The following is a 16,871-nucleotide window of genomic DNA, read 5'->3' on the forward strand; positions in this document are numbered from 1 at the left end:
TCTCATAAAATAATACCCACAAAAACAACAACTAGATTACTGAAAATTGATTACATGCCTGAGCATACATTTTTATCTCAGAACGAATTCGTTCCCGCAAAAAAACGGCAGGATCATTAATTATCTCACCTTTTCTTAATGCAACATATTGCGCAGACATATACTGGCTAATCAGTGGGTACGGAGCAGGAGATGTCGTCAAGTTCTGAATCAACACCTTCAAGCTTGCCTCAATATCAGTGTGATTCCAGTAGTATCGAGAGCGATCACTAAAACTAAACTTGCGAGCAAACATTTTATCTTGCTCATTCCCATGATAGTAACCTTCCCAATACTTAGGATTATTTACCATGGTTTGCTCCAACACTTCTCGAATATTGGAGCGTTTTTCAGGTTCAATCCATTCATCTTCAATATAACTTAAGGCAAATACCGCTTCGCGAAATGCGAATGTTAATCCCGGACCCACTTTTAGAATCGCAAAATGATCTCTTACTAGATGGCTCAAACAAGATTGCGATTGATAATCCGTTGAATGAGCTTCAAAAACCATTCCGGAAAACTGATGAATAACAGACTTTAATTCTTTTGCTTTTACTGGGTCATATTCAATTACACTTGAGTGATCAAATTCCACTCCTGGCTGCACTACAACACCAATCACTCGATCAAAAGCATCGTCAATACCAAGATTAGAGAAAAGCACGCGGTGAGTATGAATGGTATCGGCCAAATCTATAGTAGAGGTCACCTGAAGTTCTTCTAAATCCTCTTGGGCACCGCCAGGAACAGGAACCTCGGTACCTATTACGTAATAAGGTTTCTGTTGCGCTAAAGAGACACGTTCAGCAGCCTGACACATAATAGCGGCACGCTTAGCAATCGTTTCCGACGACAACGGTACCTCATCATCAGCACAAGACATACTTGCATCTAAATGAATTTTAGTAAAACCAGCTTTAACATAGGCCTCTACAAGCACCATTGCCTTTTCCATAGCATCAGCTGAAGAAAGATGCTTCCAGGGATTTGGGCCCAAATGGTCTCCGCCAAGAATAAGCTGATTAGTATCATAATCAACGGACTTAGCAACCTCAGCAATATAAGCTTGAAAGTCAGCAGGGGTCATATTGGTATAACCACCATCTTGATTTACCTGATTACAAGTCGCCTCAATCAATAGTGGAGAATTATTTTCTTTCGCCTCTAACATAGCAGCTTCTAAAACAAAACGATTTGCTGAGCATACGGAATAAATACCTATCTGCTCACCTGAGCGATTTAGCTCGACGATATTTTTTAGTATTTCTGTTGAAGACATTTATATTTCCTCTAAAGATTCAGTGAAAGTATCGATAAACTTATTAAGCTCTTCTTCTGATGATGCTCCCTCCATTGGCCCCCAATGAGATACAGCCATGGCTCCACTTGCATTAGCAAGCCCAAGAGATTTTTCTGGTGAATAACCCAGTTCACGACATGCAATATAAGTAGCTCCGAAAGTATCTCCGGCACCAGTCGCATCAATTTCTTCAACAGAAAAAGATGGCATAAAGAAATAGTCATTATGACTATAAAAAGCACAACCATCAGATCCTTGTTTTAATACGATTTCACTAACACCCAATTCAAGTGCCGATTCGACCGCATCCTCTAAAATTTGTTTATTAGTTAGAGCAAATAGCTCTTCACCACTAGGCAAAAATATATCTGTTTTGGCTAAAACTTCTTTAAAAAATGCAAACAAGGCTGAATCACCCAACAATTCTTTACGTACATTAGGATCGAAAGATATTTTCCCACCATTATTTTTTACGATTTCAATCGCTGCTCGCATCATATGTATTACATCATGCGAAAAAATAGACGACCCCATAACATGTAAAACAGCACAAGTAGAAAGACGCTCTTTCGCAATATCAGTTAACTCAAAAGCAGCAGAGGCACTATGACGAATATTAAAAATAAAATCTCGGTTACCATTACTTTGATACCTAACAAATGCTGTTCCTGTTGGAAGCTCACTATTAACTCCAATTAGACTGGTATTAACACCATTATCTATAAGTCGCTTTAAACAAACCTTACCAAAATCATCATCTCCAACACTGCCAATTATCGAAGCTGGAACTTTCATTTTAGCTACTTGATTGATAAAAATAGCAGGTGCACCACTAGGATAAGGTCCAAGAAACTCACCAGCTTCAATGAATAACTGGTTCGTTTTTTTAGCCATTATTTCAACAAGAATTTCACCAAGAGTGATTACTTCTTTCATTACTTTACCTATGCAGGGATACATTACCGATAATATAAAACAGCAATATAAATTCTTTAAATTATAAAATATTCAAGGATGGTTATATTTTTAGAAATCTCTATTAGGTCTGTAGAAAAATATGACCATAAAAAATAATCATCATTTATAAAACCTAACCAAATAGTAATACTAAGCAGCTTTTCTCTTATTTTTATAAACATCGATGCCTACAGCGATCAATATCACGACACCTTTAACAATAAGAGAAACAAAGAAATCGACATTCATTAGGCTCATAACATTACTAAGCACAGCGATAATCAAAGCGCCAATTAAAGTGCCAATAATTGTTCCCCTACCACCGGTAAGAGAAGTTCCGCCGAGCACACAAGCTGCAATAGCATCTAGCTCCATACCATTTGCGGCTGTTGGCTGTGCAGAAAACATTCTTGAGGCCAACATAACACCACCCACACCAGCCATTAATCCTGTGATCATATATGAGTAAATAGTGGTTTTAGATACGTTGATACCTGAATAAGCGGCAGCTTCTGGATTACCACCGACAATATAAACTCGACGCCCAAAAGTTGTCTTTGATAAGACAAAATGATTCAGAGCTATCATCGACAACAAAATAATAATGGGAAAAGGGATACCAAAAAGGTAACCGTTAAAAATGTATTCAAAAGGAGCATTATCATAAAGAGAGACGGCTTGACCATCACTGGTTAACATTGCGACGCCACGCCAAATTCCCATAAAGCTCATGGTGACAATAAAAGGGTGAACACCTAACCAGGTGGTGATAAACCCGTTCGAAAAGCCACAAAAGACAGCGACTAAAAGCGCTATTGGAAGCATCAGGCCAAAAGGTAAACCATTTGTTAGCCCTATTACTAAAACCAGTCCAGTTAGTGCCACAATAGAACCAACTGATAAATCAATTCCTGCAAGTAAAATTGCATATGTCATACCAAAGGCAACAATAGCAACAATCGATGTTTGTAAAATAATATTTGTAACGTTATTTACTGACCAAAAATATTCGGATAAAAAAGAAGAAACCAAGCATAAAATTAATAACCCACCTAGTATTCCAGCATATTCGCGAAAAAAACTTTTAATCATTTGAATCAACTCCCGTTGCATAAACCATTACTTTATCCTGAGTTAACCCTTTCGTTTTAAACTCTTTAACCAATTTTTTTTCTCTCATAACAAATAATCGATCACTCATATTCATCACCTCAGGTAACTCAGATGAAACCAAAATAACAGCCGTTCCTTTTTCCGTCAGCTCGCGAATAATGCTATAGATTTCATATTTAGCACCAACATCTACACCACGGGTAGGCTCATCTAAGATCAAAATATCAGGTTGTCTTTCAAGCCACTTAGCTAGTACGATTTTTTGCTGATTCCCGCCACTCAGCGACCCCACACTTTGGTGTCTATTCTGTACTCGAATATTCATCCGCTTAATACTGTCTTCGGTTTGACTAACTTCTGCTTGCTCGTTAAGCAGACCACGAATTGCTATTCGTTCAAAACTCGCCAAATTACAGTTAATATGCACACTGTGATCTAGCACTAAGCCTTCTTCTTTCCGGTTCTCAGTAACAAATGCAATACCGTTTTCGATCGCTATAATGGGGGTTTCTATTGCTACTTTTTTACCTTTAATAATGATTTCACCTTCATATGGCAACATGCCAAATAAAGCATTCATCACATCTGATCGTCCTGCACCAACTAAACCAAAAAAACCGACCACTTCACCAGCATGAAGATCAAAGCTAACATTATGAAAGGCATTAGGATTAGTCAGAGATTTAACACTCAAGACGAGGTCACCAATTTCTGAAGTTGATTCATTTTTTGATGGATAAATATCATTCATCTCTCGACCCACCATCATAGTAATAAGGGGGTCAATTGATGTCTCTGCTTTATCTACTGTGTCTATATATTGCCCATCTCGCATAACGGTTATGTCATCAGAAATACGCATAATTTCAGCCATCTTATGGCTGACGTAAATAATGGCTTTATTTTCAGATTTCAGTTCGGAAATTATATTAAATAGAATTTCGACTTCAGAGTCAGATAATGAAGAAGTAGGCTCATCAAAAATAACAACATCAGACGGGTAACTTAAGCCTTTGGCAATTTCTACCAGCTGGCGCTGCGCCATTGACAAAGAACCCACTTTTATTTCTGCCGATATTGGTATGTGATATTTATTAAGAATTCCTTTAGCATCGGAAATAATTTTTTTAGAATCGATCACGCCAAAACGATGAGGCTCGTTATTTGCAAATATATTTTCTGCAACTGTGAGGTTATTACACAAAGAAAGCTCTTGAAAAATAATAGCTATACCATTGTCTCGAGAATCTCTAGGTGATTTAAACTCAACATTTTTACCATTGCGTAAAATACTGCCAAATGTAGGTGGATGAACGCCCGCCAGCATCTTAAGAGTGGTAGATTTACCACAACCATTTTCACCTAAAATAGTATGCACTTTTCCAGCTCGAAACCTTATGGATAGCCCATCTACAGCCTTGTTGTCGCCAAAATGCTTACACAACCCGACTGTTTCTAGTAATACTTTCGACATCAATAGCTCCAGAACAAAAAATAGGGCCTACATCAGCCCTATTTCTATCGCCGTTAATTACTTACCTGTATACAGCACAGGGACAATCGGATATTCAGACTTAACTTCTTTGCCATTCAAATAATCTGCAACGACTTTCATTGCCGTTTTACCCATAGCATCAGCATCTTGTTTCACAACACCGATAATATGATCATTTTCTTCGACAGCTTTAATGCCCTCTGGCATACCATCAAATCCAATAACAACCGCTTTGGATTTTTGTTTAGTAACCGCAAGACCAGCACCAATCATCATGTCATCACCAAACGCAAAGATCAGATCCGTATCAGGATTTGCTTGCAGCATGTTAATAGTTGATGTCATAGACTCTTCACGAGTTTTGCCTGGTTGAACCGCAACGATTTTGATATCAGTATCTGCTACAGCATCACGAAAACCTTGCAATCTGGCTTCTACGGAAGAAATACCAGGATAAGACAACATAACAACCTGCCCTTTTCCACCCAGCTGTTTCACTGCCAACTTACCTGCAACGACACCGCCACCGTAATTATCCGTCGCGATATGCGATACAATCTTGCTATTTTCAGCACCGATATCAACAGTAATGACAGGGATATTTGCACGTTCAGCTTTTTTCAGCGGCCCACGAATCCCCTTAGAGTCCACCGGAGATATGACAATGGCATCTACGTTTTTAGTAATGCAGTCCTCTATATCGTTAATTTGCTTAGCAAGATCTTGGTTTGCCACAGAAACTTTTAAGTTGATATGTTGCAACTTAGCACCTTCTTTGAGGCCATTACCTAAAGCGATATAAAACGGATGGGATTGAGTCAAAAGAGAAGCACAAACAACAGGCTCATCTTTCGCATAAAGATTGAAAGAAGCGGAAGCAATAGCGACAGCAATTGCAGTAAAACGTTTAAGGTTTTTCATTTTGATTTTCCTGTACATTTATTTTTATAAGTATTACGCCAACACAAACCAACTATTAATTATTAATAGTAGATATATGAAGAAAATTACCCCTTATATTTACTCGAGTCAATATTTTTTTTACTCGCGTACAAAAATGAAAAAGTTATCCTCTCCTACATAGCCACCCTAAAGGCATTGTGGGTCGATTCAACTTTTGCTTGTAATGTCTACATAATTGCATTCTATCTAAGACTCGCTACTGCAATGTCAAAGGTTAAGTAGCTGTGATAATTATTGGGGGAACTAGAAGGCAGGTAGTTGGAATGATGCTGACATCATTGAAAGATAACCCTAGATTGGAATTAGATATTAAAAAAACTCACTCCACTCTCAAGGAGCAGAATGAGTCAAAGCATTACAAGTATTGACCCTGTTTTACTCTTACTACATCACGTCGATAGACTGAAAATCTTTCATGATACGGTCTTGAATCGCCTCTGTTCGCCCAGCAACAATCACGCCTTTACGAACAGTAGGTTTATAAGAACTTCCATCAAGCATACAGACATAGCCACCCGACTCCTGATAGGCAAGAATTCCTGCGGCATGATCCCACACTTTTGGTTTAGGGCTAATAAAGAAATCAACACCGTTCTGCACCATTGTTCGATATTCATGGCAACAACAACGCAGATTGGAAGAACGGGCATAATTAACTTGCTGAATAGCAACACGCTCGCGCACAGCACTGTCCTCAAACAAAAAAGGCGAAAAAAATCCAACCAACTTAGAGTCAACAGGCTGATTACTTAACATTAAGCGTCGTGGCAATTGGTCCGGTCGAACAAACCAAGAGCCTTCACCTAAACTCGTTTCAATCCAATCGTCATTTAATGGGTCATACAACAAGCCATAAACGGTTTCACCTTGATAGATAGCTGCAATTAATACACCAAAGGTTGATAAGCCATGAGCGAAATTCCATGTCCCATCAATAGGATCAATGATAACAACCAGTTCGTTCGTATCAATTTGATCTAATAATGACTCATCTTCCGAAACCGCTTCTTCACCAATGATGACAGCGTGAGGCAACAGCGTTTGAAAGCGCTGTGTTAATGCTTTTTCAGAGGCAACATCCGCTTCAGTAACAAGGTCATCAAAACTTGTTTTGAACGACACAGCACCATCCGAGAGCCTTCTAAACCTAGGCAAAATTTCTGCCTTGGCAACGTCCCGAACAATTTCTATCATCTCTGATTTTTGCTTACGTGTTAACACAACACCTCCATTTTACAATCTAAACCTATGAATTACGGGCGAGCATGATATTTTTCATCAATAGAGTTTATTGCTTTAACATTATCTGCCGAGCGACCATTTTCATCGAATACTTGAACCAAAAACGCATCGGCAATGGACTTCGCTAACTCTTGCCCAATTACACGTGCACCCATAGTAATAATTTGTGCATTGTTAGAAAGTGCGGCGCGCTCTGCAGAATAAGTGTCATGAGTGAGAGCAGCTCGAATACCCGGCACTTTACTTGCTGCAATACACACTCCAATTCCTGTACCACAGCATAAAATGGCACGATCGTATTTTCCTTCTAAAACTGCATTAGCGACACGATCAGACAAATTGGCATAAAACGGCTCAACTTCTCCAGAGTCAGTTCGAGAAACCTCCTCTACATCGTAACGATCTTTAAGATGGTCAGCTAAAATTTTTGCTAGCCCTTCGCCAGCACTATCTCCAGCAATTGCAATTCTCATGATGCTATCCTCGGCTTTATATTTGCGTTTGAACGGCTGCGGCACATTTATTTAAAATATCGATATATCCACTAACACTCCAAGCGGATCGACCAATAAATAAACCATCAATGTGTTCGCAGGCTATAAGTTCTTCACAGTTATTAGGGTTCACCGAGCCGCCATATAAACAAGGCACTTTGCGTCCCAATACTTTTTTGGAAACATCCAGAATTTCAGCTTGTCTTGCGTCGGCATACTCAGCAGAAGCTGGAATCCCTCGCTCACCTATTGCCCAAACAGGCTCATAAGCAAACAAAATAGGCGCATCTTTCTGGTCATCACTCAGAAATTGCAACGCACCTCGCACTTCTTTTGCTAAGACATGAGCTGCCTGACCACTTTCTTTATCTGCCAATGTTTCGCCAACACAGATAAGCGGAATTAAACCATGACGAATAGCAGACTCGACCTTACGGCCAACAGTCTCATTGGTTTCACCAAAATACTCTCGTCGTTCTGAGTGACCCAGTTCAACGATATCAAGGTGACAGTCATTCAGCATTAGAGGAGACACTTCTCCTGTCCAAGCTCCATGTTCTGCCCAATGCATATTTTGGGCCCCTACTTTTACGGATGTATCACGAAGTATTTCTTTTACTTCACGTACACATGTAAATGCAGGGATAACAAATCTCTGAATATGGGCATCTGCATTAGCATCATCAACCTGTAAAGCGACTGAAAACGCTTGTGCCTCTGCCAGTGTCTTATTCATTTTCCAACTTGTACCAACCCAAAATTGCTTTTTATCCGTCATGTATTTTCCAGTGGTCTCGCAATAGTTAACTGAATGCCAGCGTCCACCAACTGCTGTTGGACGTTTGGCTCTGGAACTTGGTCGGTGATGACCCAGTCAAAATCATCAAGATTTGCCAGTACATGAAGTGCAACACGATCAAAGCGTGTGTGATTAACCAACAAGCAAGTCTTAACCGCCGCATTAATCATGGCTTTTTTTACTCTAATCACATCAGCATCCATATGAAACACTTGGTTTCCAGATACCGCAGGACTCGATAAAAAAGCAAGATCCGCTCGCAAACTAGTTAAATTTTGCTCTGCCAACACGCCGAAGTAACCATTAAACTTAGAAGAATACATTCCACCAAGTGCAATAAGATCAATCCCCTTTTCAAACTTTAATGCCTCCAAAATGGAAGCATTATTGGTAATAACTGTCAGTGGCTTTTTACGAGGAAGCATGCTCCCCAGCATTGCAGCCATAGATCCATCGTTGACCATCACTGTCATCCCAGGCTCAACTAGCTCCAATGCTTCTAACGCCATAAGTTCTTTACCTTCACTACCCTGACGTTCACGCAGTCTAAAATCACTTTCGAATTGCATGCCCGCTTCAATAGTCGCACCGCCTCGCACTTTACGCAGCAAGCCGCCGGCTTCAAGTTCGTCTAAATCACGGTGAATTGTCATCTTCGAAACAGCAAAACGTTTCGCTAACTCCTCTAGATCAACAACACCATTTTCGACAAGAAGATCGATAATTTGCTGTCTACGTTCATCACGCTTCATAAACACTCACTTCGATAGCAAACCTCTTGAGTATGTTATAAACCCAAAAATAACATTTTAAAAGTTATATTTAACAAAAATATTTTTATTTTGTTAAGATTAATGTTATTTAAGACACAAAACCAAGAAATTCCAGATTGAAATCACAAAAAAACGTGAAAACAGCCAGTTTTCACGCAACTTAGTGAGTAGAATAACATTTATAAAATCGAATTTAGATAGGAAACCATCAAAATAACAGGGGAAACTGCGTGAAACATGATTAGTAGATGTTAAAAATCACATTTTTTTGTTTAGTACTGATATTTCCTCTGAGTATCTAGGAAATACCAGTGTTGTATTTTTTGACATATTCAAATATATGAATAAAACATCACAAAATATGCAATTTACCATTAAAACTCATCAGCTTTTCTCTGGCCTCTTGGCTGAGTTCACTGTCTGTATATATTTCTGAAAACTGATCAAGTTCTGCCACTTTAAACAAAGAAAAGCTATTATATTTACTACTATCAGCCACTAGAATACTTTCTTCAGCACACTTCATCATATCGGCTTTAAGCGCTGTTTTTGCTTCTTTTGGCGTAGTTACACCATGCTCAAAGCTCCAAAAGTTACTACTTATAAAAGCAATATCCGTATGAATAGACTGAAGTAGCCTTCTTGCATGCTCTCCAACGCAAGACTGGCTGGCATTATCAATCTCCCCACCAAACATGGTTACTTCAATCTGTTTGAATTCACTTAAAAACAGCGCAATTCTTAAATCAGGGGTGATAACCCTAAGAGGAAGATGTGTGATATTTTTCGCAATTTCCATTGTCGTCGTGCCGGCATCTAAAATAATAGAATTCCCAGACTCAACTCGCTCAGCTGCTGCTTTAGATATCCTTTCCTTTTCAGCCTTAAATAATTGGTTTTTTTCTTGAACAGAAAGCTGTGTCGCAACAAAATTATTTAAAGTGACACCACCATGAGTCCTTCTAACAACACCCTGATTTTCTAGATCGATTAAATCTCTCCTTACTGTTGCAGGAGAAACATTTAGAGTCTGAACAAGCTCATCAACAGTCGTTAAATTAGTATCTTTTAAGTAATCAACTATATCTTTATAGCGGTGCTGTTTTTTCATCAACTTTGGTCACCCTAGTTAAGTAAATAATCACGAATTCACCCAAAATAGTGTAATCGAAGGAAATATTGTAATAAGAACCAAGCAGCAGAGCAAAGTTCCTAAAGGCACCAACGTCGCTAATATGACTTTTTCAACCTGGATTTCAGCCACTTGGCTCGCAGCAAACAAGGTTACCCCAAGTGGAGGGGTAAACATACCTATGGCCAAGTTTACAACCATCACCACACCAAAATGAACAGGATCAATACCATAAATAATAGCAATGGGGGCAAGTATAGGTGCAAGTAGTAAAATCGAAGCAGATGTTTCAACAAACATACCAACAACTAAAAGCAACAAATTAACCGCTAAGAAAAACTGTAACTTAGTCGAAAAGTTATCCGTAGCAAAAGTAGAAAGTAGCTGAGGCAAATCGGACCGACTCACAAGAAAACTTAACAATGAAGCTGCCGCAATAATTAGCATCACAGAAGACGTTGATACCACAGAACCTTTAAGTATCCTTGGTATATCTTTAAACGAGATTTCTTTATAGACAAAAACGCCCAGTATCAGACCATAAATAACAGCGATAGCTGAAGCTTCAGTTGGAGTGAAAACACCACCATAAATTCCACCAAGAATCATGGTAGGCATTAGCAAAGCCAGTAAGGCATCTTTTGATGAAGCAAGTAAACTCTGTTGATCATTTGCATCATTTTTGCCATGTCCAGTCACAATACACCAAACAATAACCATGATAATAAGAGCGACGCCCATAAGCAGCCCTGGGCCTATTGCAGCAAGAAAGAGCTTACCTATGGATGTATTGGTACTAACACCATACATAATTAATGGCACAGATGGAGGAATAACAATTCCCAAATTCGCAGAAGACGCCTGAATCGCCGTCGCCATAGGTTTAGGATAACCATGTGCTATCATCGCTGGAAGCAAGATCGCTCCGACAGCATATGCTGTCGCAACACTCGACCCAGACACGGCAGCAAAAATCATACTGGTGATAACACAAGAAATCGCTAAACCACCCTGAAGGTTACCCACAAGAGATTTTGCAAAAGTTACCAAACGTTTTGAAACGCCCCCTTGCCCCATAATATTTCCGGCTAAGATAAATAAAGGAACAGCCATTAATGGAAAGCTATCTAGACCAATAAACATTCGCTGTGGAATGATTATTAATGGGAGGTTACTGAAAAAATAAAGCCCTACTGCTGACGCAATAACAATAGCGACGGCAATAGGTACAGACAAAGAAATGAATGTAAGTAATAACGAAACAATGGCTGTTGGCATGACTAGACCTCTGCGGTTTTAGTTATTTTAAGATCGGCAGGTTCAGATTTATTTTCGACATTTAATATATGCCATTCAAGTAAGGACGGAATGCTTAGAACAGCGCCAATAGGGATACTGATATAAAGCCAAAACGCTGAAATATTTAACATAGCGACATTCTGATTTTTTACCCTTACCGCAATATCCCAGCCATACCATATCAACACACCAAAAAAAATCAGCACAATGATGGTAACCGCTCGTTTTACCCATAAACCAAAGATATCTGGCAGTACTTCCACAAAAAAAGTAATACTGATCATACTTCCACGGCTAAATACACAGCTCATAGAAATATAAACCATCCATACCATCATCACCCTAGCCGAGATTTCAGACCAAGCTGATGGAGCACCAAATACAAACCGAGTGATGACTTGATAAAACACTAATAAAGCCATGAGCCCCATAAGAACCGCAGAAACATTTAAAGCAGAATTATTAAGGAATCGACTAAATTTAATAATGAATTTTGCCATTTTCGTATCCTCAAATAAGAAGGCTGATACTTTCATACCAGCCTTCTTAACCTATTATTTCATGCTTTTTATTTCAGCTAGTTTCTCAGTAAACTCCATTTCCTTGGCGATCTTATTACGAACACCCTCGGTAGCTTTTACAAAAGGTGCTATATCCACTTTATGAATAGTCATACCTTTTTGAGTCAGCTGATCAGAAGCTTCATTTTCAAGTTTCTCGCGCGACTGACGCATCACTTTAGCTGCAACATCGGCCGCTTGCTGAACCCACTTTTGCTCATTTGAGTTAAGTCCATCCCAATATCCCTGAGACATAGCAATAACAGCTGGACTATATAGGTGCTGAGTCATAGAGGCTTGTTTTTGAACTTCATAAAGCTTTGATGTTACCGCAAGATTGATCGGATTTTCTTGCCCATCAATCGTTCCTTGTTGAAGCGCAGTGAATACTTCCGTCCAAGACATTGGGATTGGCGAAGCACCTAATGCATTAAATGTCGCTAAATGAACCCAGTTTTCCATCGTTCTGATCTTTTTACCTTTAAGATCTTCAGGCTTCAAGATCGGGTCACCATTATAAGTAAGCTGGCGGAATCCATTTTCCCCCCAAGCCAAACCTTTAATCTGATGCTCTGACATTCCGTTAAGAATATCCTTCCCTATATGACTATCTAGTACGCGATGCGCATGATCATAACTTTCGAATACATAAGGAAAATCAAACAGATAAACATCTTTATCAAAGTTTCCTAAAGGCCCCGTTGAAGAAATAGTCATTTCAATAATGCCTAACTGCAGACTCTCAACCACTTCACGTTCACCACCCAAAGCACCCGCAGGTTTCAAATCGACTTCAATTTTATGGTCACTTAGCTTTTCCAATTCTGATTTAAAAGCATTACCGGCCGCACCATATTGTGAATCCATCGTTTGGGTAAAAGCGAGGTTAATGGTTTTAGCCTCTAGAGCCAACGGAGAAAGGGCGAGAGTAGTTAAAGCAGCACATTGAATTATTTTTGTCTTTATTATATTCATTGGGGTTTCCTTTAATTTACGTTATTGCTTATGATCATTTTATAAATTGAGATTTACTTAAGTGATTAACTGAATACTGTGAGCGAGTTCATCTTTATTGAAGACTTTCTTCCAATCTGGGTAGAGCAACTTATCCAAACCATTATCGATTGCTTTATTGCAAGCATCAGAAAATTGACCATCAATTTCATCAAAAATAACTGCTGACAGAATGTTCATATGGCCCAAAAGGAAATCACGAGCACATTCATACGGAACACCACCATCAACCACTTCATCCATAGCTTGACGCATTGCAGTCAACAAAGTTGCGCAAACAGTTTCAGACAAACCTGGCTCTAACATTGCCATTTGATGCAAAGTAACACGGTACGAATTTTTGATCGGTGCATAGATAGTCTTCGCAATATCTTCCCCAAGCTCCCATGCAGAATCAGGACCTTGCAGTAAAGTTGAGACAACGCTTTGCTTTGCATGTAAACCACCAAAGTGGTCATTTAAAGCATCTTGATTAAGTTCTTTATTAAAAATGACTGGATGGCAAGGATGAGTCACAAAGTACACAAGATCATCACGCTTAGGGAGATGACCAGCAAACGGTGCAGCAGCATCAAGAACCACAACCATAGTCCCCGGTTTCAAATGCTCACAAACCTGACTACTGATTTTTCCAATGAGAGTATCCGGCACAGCCAAAATAACAGCATCAGATGCTTCTAAAGCCGAATTTTGCTGATCAGGGCCAATCGCATCAATATTAAGCTGCTCTTTTAGGTTCTTACGACCTTGCTCGCTTATTTCAACGTGATTAACCTTATAATCTGAATTTTGCAGGTTTTTAGACAAACGCATGCCCATTTTTCCGCCTGCACCGATTAAAGATATAGTTGTCATACTTACTCCACTTTTATTGTTTTGCTTTATGAGAAAAATACGATAATGCCTGCGATAACTCAGGATGAGTCACGGCATAATCATATATATTTTGATCTGAGATACAGGAATCCCAAGCTTGTCTAATGGCTTTTACTCCACCCTGAGCACCCAATGGGTGACCATGTATACCACCGCCGCCGAGATACATTAGTTCTGTAGATTTACCTGTTCGATTGTAGGTTTCTGGCACCTGACCACCCCACTGACCGGAGCAAAAAACAGGTAAAGTTGCAGATAAATGGCCAAGAGGTTGAGTCATTGCATAATAAGCCTCCATCACGGAATCATTACCTTGCCAATACTTCCCATCAATACCATTAATTTGAAGATGATCTATGCCTAATAGACGCCAAACTTTTTGCCAAACATTGAAAGAAATCCCCCAATCGCTGCGCTCATTAAAAGCCAGCCCATTAGTATGAGCATGCAAAATAACGTCACTAAACTTATTAATTGAATCTAAACCGCAAATACCTATTTGATTGACGTTTATAACAGCAGCATCACCGCCTTTGCTTTTCAAATACTCATGATTACGTTCAATTTCACCAATATCTGAATGACAAATGTTAAATGCATAAATAACTTTTTTACCGCTTTTCTGCTGCCAATCATCAATAACAGGCATAATAGCGTCGATGCGATCTTTTACATGTGAATATGGAGGACTTTGTAGTTTTTCATCGTCTTTGATGAAATCAATGTCAGCAGCCACCAATTGCGCAACCAGATTCGCACTGTCTGCAGGGGTGATACCAATATTCGGTTTTAAAATCCCACCGATCACTGGCCCCTCTGACATTCCCAATTTGCGATAAGTACCTTCAATACCAAATTTTGGACCTTGAAAGTGAGCAACAAATTGATCGGTGAATTGAATGTCTGCTATTTTTAAACGCTCAATCACCTTAATAGATGAGACCCCACCACAAGCAATTGTGAAAATAGCAGACAAGTCATATCCGCATAAATCAATAGGGTAAGAGATAATCACACGACCACGATATTGCTTTAATGATGAAACAAAGCTTTCTTCTATAGAAATAACTTCAGCCGAAAAGCATCCCACATTACGACTTGAGATATCTGGAATTTTCGTAAAAGTTCCAGTTGTTTGATCATTGCAAATTTTCTCAGCAACTTGAGCTAAACTGATGAAACTATGAATTAAGTACGTAACCTCAAATCTATCCATCATTTACTCTCCTCCTGAGCATAATCGAACAAAGAAATCTTCAGATCCCATTTGCCCACCTTTAAGAGCAAGCTCTAACCCATCTATATCACTGTCTTGAGCATGCGCTCGGCATAGAGGAACACCTGGGCAAAGTGGTGCAATAAACGTCAAAGCATCTAAGTTTAAACTTTGAATACAGTAACCTGAGGTATCACCACCTGCGACAGCAAGTCGCTCAATAAGACCCGTCTTTGTAACGGCTAAAGCAATAGCACCAAGGAAACTACCAAGCATTTCATCAAAATGTAGATCTCCGTCTTGAGAAGTGGTCGTTGAACCGCTTTTCTGAGGACCCAAAGCGGAATACACCAAAGGCGATTTATTACTACTAAGTAAATCAATACAAGTTTGAACGATCTCATCTAAATATTGAGACCTGTTTTCAAGTATCAATAATCTGGCGATATCAAGTTCAACGGGAATAAAATCATGGCTCAACGCATAATCAATTTGACTACTTGTAATAGAAGAACAACTACCGGATAGCACCAAAATCCTAGACTTAGGCGTGATATTGATATTCTCGACAAGTTTATTTTGGCTATAAACAGCATCTTCGAAGCCAGATGAAGAAACAGAAAAATGCAGACCCTCTTGGCAATGCTCATTAATCAGCGCCCCAACTTTGGATTGAGAGGAATGATCAACAGAATCAAAGATAACCACTTTATTCTCAGCAATAAATTGCTCTAATTTAGTCGCCGCAGAGTCGTCGGAGTACATACTCAAATTAACTGAGGCGCAATCAACCTCACCCAACTGACGCATATGCTTAACCAGGTTAGCTTCTGTCATTGGTGTTGCAGGATGACAGCTCATCACTGGGTGTCGGTCTATGCGATAAGTCTCCCCTTTTGAATCAGCGAACAACTCACCAAAGCAAACATAGCGCTTAATTTTTGGCGTTCCCACCACAATAGAAGTCCAGCGAGGAGACAAAACATCAATGCCAACTTGAGTCGCAACAGCCAAGTTGCCTTTATGAAGGTTAGAATCGAAAGTTGAACAGACTTTATAATGTATATACTTAGGGTCGAAAGAATTTAGATAACGATATACTTTCGGTAATTCAGCTCTCATCCACGCAGGATCTTTACTTCGACTTATCCCTGCCACTCCGACACAGTCGTAATCAGAAAAGTTAACCGTATCATTTCCCTCTGGCACACGAAGCAATAGAATCGTTTTCTTGCCACGTAAACTTAGACTTTCAAGTACATCAGTGGAGCCGGTGAAATCGTCTCCGTAAAATGCCAATTCTACTGTTGAGTTCAAAACCAATTCCTTATTCTTATTTTTTGACAATTCCACTAAGAGATGAAGAACAAACCTTAAGCACAATGTCATTGTTATGATTTAAAATACTCAAAAAATCATATCTATTCAATCATTATTTTGATTATTTACCTTCATATAAACAAAAATAAATCAAAAAAATCTTTTTTACAATCATAAAATTCACATGAGATTTGCATAAAAAATATAGAAAAACCAACTATAGCAATGCAATAGGACTCTAAACACCATCAAAAATAGCAAGAAAGCTTAAATACG

General features: G+C 39.1%; 16 protein-coding genes. All 16 read right to left on the minus strand.

Annotated features, from left to right (window positions below; translation table 11 throughout):
• Window positions 1–31 precede the first annotated feature (31 nt).
• The 16 genes from CCS02_RS08630 to CCS02_RS08705 all read right to left on the minus strand — a co-directional run bounded on the left by CCS02_RS08630 (window position 32) and on the right by CCS02_RS08705 (window position 16,592).
• A complete protein-coding gene (locus tag CCS02_RS08630) occupies window positions 32–1,321 on the minus strand; it encodes a D-tagatose-bisphosphate aldolase, class II, non-catalytic subunit (protein WP_100636357.1) in 1,290 nt (429 codons plus the stop codon).
• Window positions 1,322–2,278 carry a sugar kinase gene (locus CCS02_RS08635; protein ID WP_157807983.1) on the minus strand — a complete coding sequence of 319 codons (957 nt, stop codon included), beginning with the start codon at window positions 2,276–2,278 and terminating at the stop codon, window positions 1,322–1,324. It abuts the gene before it with no gap.
• Between the two features lie 171 nt (window positions 2,279–2,449).
• A complete protein-coding gene (locus tag CCS02_RS08640) occupies window positions 2,450–3,391 on the minus strand; it encodes an ABC transporter permease (protein WP_072838281.1) in 942 nt (313 codons plus the stop codon).
• Window positions 3,384–4,886, minus strand: a complete 1,503-nt coding sequence (locus CCS02_RS08645) for a sugar ABC transporter ATP-binding protein (protein WP_100636359.1) — start codon at window positions 4,884–4,886, stop codon at window positions 3,384–3,386. The genes CCS02_RS08640 and CCS02_RS08645 overlap by 8 nt, the downstream gene beginning before the upstream one ends.
• Window positions 4,887–4,943: 57 nt before the next feature.
• A complete protein-coding gene (locus CCS02_RS08650; RefSeq protein WP_100636360.1) occupies window positions 4,944–5,828 on the minus strand; it encodes a substrate-binding domain-containing protein in 885 nt (294 codons plus the stop codon).
• A gap of 426 nt (window positions 5,829–6,254) precedes the next feature.
• Window positions 6,255–7,091, minus strand: a complete 837-nt coding sequence (locus CCS02_RS08655; protein WP_198515349.1) for an inositol monophosphatase family protein — start codon at window positions 7,089–7,091, stop codon at window positions 6,255–6,257.
• A 32-nt stretch (window positions 7,092–7,123) separates the two neighbouring features.
• Window positions 7,124–7,585 (minus strand): D-erythrulose-4-phosphate isomerase, encoded by a 462-nt coding sequence (derI, locus tag CCS02_RS08660; protein WP_072838284.1) that lies wholly within the window; start codon window positions 7,583–7,585, stop codon window positions 7,124–7,126.
• A 16-nt stretch (window positions 7,586–7,601) separates the two neighbouring features.
• Window positions 7,602–8,384: a triose-phosphate isomerase gene (locus CCS02_RS08665; protein WP_100636361.1), complete on the minus strand. Its 783-nt coding sequence runs from the start codon at window positions 8,382–8,384 to the stop codon at window positions 7,602–7,604.
• Complete coding sequence (locus CCS02_RS08670) at window positions 8,381–9,157, minus strand: DeoR/GlpR family DNA-binding transcription regulator (RefSeq protein WP_072838286.1); 777 nt, start codon at window positions 9,155–9,157, stop codon at window positions 8,381–8,383. Before CCS02_RS08670 ends, CCS02_RS08665 begins: the two co-directional genes overlap by 4 nt.
• 373 nt (window positions 9,158–9,530) lie before the next feature.
• On the minus strand, window positions 9,531–10,289 hold the full coding sequence (locus tag CCS02_RS08675) for a DeoR/GlpR family DNA-binding transcription regulator (RefSeq protein ID WP_072838295.1): 759 nt from the start codon (window positions 10,287–10,289) through the stop codon (window positions 9,531–9,533).
• A 30-nt stretch (window positions 10,290–10,319) separates the two neighbouring features.
• Window positions 10,320–11,588, minus strand: a complete 1,269-nt coding sequence (locus CCS02_RS08680; protein ID WP_072838296.1) for a TRAP transporter large permease — start codon at window positions 11,586–11,588, stop codon at window positions 10,320–10,322.
• Between the two features lie 2 nt (window positions 11,589–11,590).
• Entirely contained in the window at window positions 11,591–12,109 is a 519-nt protein-coding gene (locus CCS02_RS08685; RefSeq protein ID WP_232728848.1) for a TRAP transporter small permease, read from the minus strand.
• A 54-nt stretch (window positions 12,110–12,163) separates the two neighbouring features.
• Window positions 12,164–13,144 carry a DctP family TRAP transporter solute-binding subunit gene (locus tag CCS02_RS08690; protein WP_072838298.1) on the minus strand — a complete coding sequence of 327 codons (981 nt, stop codon included), beginning with the start codon at window positions 13,142–13,144 and terminating at the stop codon, window positions 12,164–12,166.
• Between the two features lie 57 nt (window positions 13,145–13,201).
• Window positions 13,202–14,038 (minus strand): phosphogluconate dehydrogenase C-terminal domain-containing protein, encoded by an 837-nt coding sequence (locus CCS02_RS08695; RefSeq protein ID WP_100636363.1) that lies wholly within the window; start codon window positions 14,036–14,038, stop codon window positions 13,202–13,204.
• 13 nt (window positions 14,039–14,051) lie between these two features.
• On the minus strand, window positions 14,052–15,278 hold the full coding sequence (locus CCS02_RS08700; RefSeq protein WP_100636364.1) for a ribulose-bisphosphate carboxylase large subunit family protein: 1,227 nt from the start codon (window positions 15,276–15,278) through the stop codon (window positions 14,052–14,054).
• Window positions 15,279–16,592, minus strand: a complete 1,314-nt coding sequence (locus CCS02_RS08705; protein WP_100636365.1) for a four-carbon acid sugar kinase family protein — start codon at window positions 16,590–16,592, stop codon at window positions 15,279–15,281. It abuts the gene before it with no gap.
• Window positions 16,593–16,871 lie beyond the last annotated feature (279 nt).

Origin of the sequence: Marinomonas sp. ef1 (assembly GCF_002806845.1) — a bacterium.
Classification (GTDB): domain Bacteria; phylum Pseudomonadota; class Gammaproteobacteria; order Pseudomonadales; family Marinomonadaceae; genus Marinomonas; species Marinomonas polaris.

Bases quoted from the DNA above. Each gene is read 5' to 3' on its own strand.
- CCS02_RS08630 (WP_100636357.1), bottom strand. From the start codon at position 1,321: ATGTCTTCAACAGAAATACTAAAAAATATCGTCGAGCTAAATCGCTCA.
- CCS02_RS08635 (WP_157807983.1), bottom strand. From the start codon at position 2,278: ATGAAAGAAGTAATCACTCTTGGTGAAATTCTTGTTGAAATAATGGCT.
- CCS02_RS08640 (WP_072838281.1), bottom strand. From the start codon at position 3,391: ATGATTAAAAGTTTTTTTCGCGAATATGCTGGAATACTAGGTGGGTTA.
- CCS02_RS08645 (WP_100636359.1), bottom strand. From the start codon at position 4,886: ATGTCGAAAGTATTACTAGAAACAGTCGGGTTGTGTAAGCATTTTGGC.
- CCS02_RS08650 (WP_100636360.1), bottom strand. From the start codon at position 5,828: ATGAAAAACCTTAAACGTTTTACTGCAATTGCTGTCGCTATTGCTTCC.
- derI (WP_072838284.1), bottom strand. From the start codon at position 7,585: ATGAGAATTGCAATTGCTGGAGATAGTGCTGGCGAAGGGCTAGCAAAA.
- CCS02_RS08665 (WP_100636361.1), bottom strand. From the start codon at position 8,384: ATGACGGATAAAAAGCAATTTTGGGTTGGTACAAGTTGGAAAATGAAT.
- CCS02_RS08670 (WP_072838286.1), bottom strand. From the start codon at position 9,157: ATGAAGCGTGATGAACGTAGACAGCAAATTATCGATCTTCTTGTCGAA.
- CCS02_RS08675 (WP_072838295.1), bottom strand. From the start codon at position 10,289: ATGAAAAAACAGCACCGCTATAAAGATATAGTTGATTACTTAAAAGAT.
- CCS02_RS08680 (WP_072838296.1), bottom strand. From the start codon at position 11,588: ATGCCAACAGCCATTGTTTCGTTATTACTTACATTCATTTCTTTGTCT.
- CCS02_RS08685 (WP_232728848.1), bottom strand. From the start codon at position 12,109: ATGGCAAAATTCATTATTAAATTTAGTCGATTCCTTAATAATTCTGCT.
- CCS02_RS08690 (WP_072838298.1), bottom strand. From the start codon at position 13,144: ATGAATATAATAAAGACAAAAATAATTCAATGTGCTGCTTTAACTACT.
- CCS02_RS08695 (WP_100636363.1), bottom strand. From the start codon at position 14,038: ATGACAACTATATCTTTAATCGGTGCAGGCGGAAAAATGGGCATGCGT.
- CCS02_RS08700 (WP_100636364.1), bottom strand. From the start codon at position 15,278: ATGATGGATAGATTTGAGGTTACGTACTTAATTCATAGTTTCATCAGT.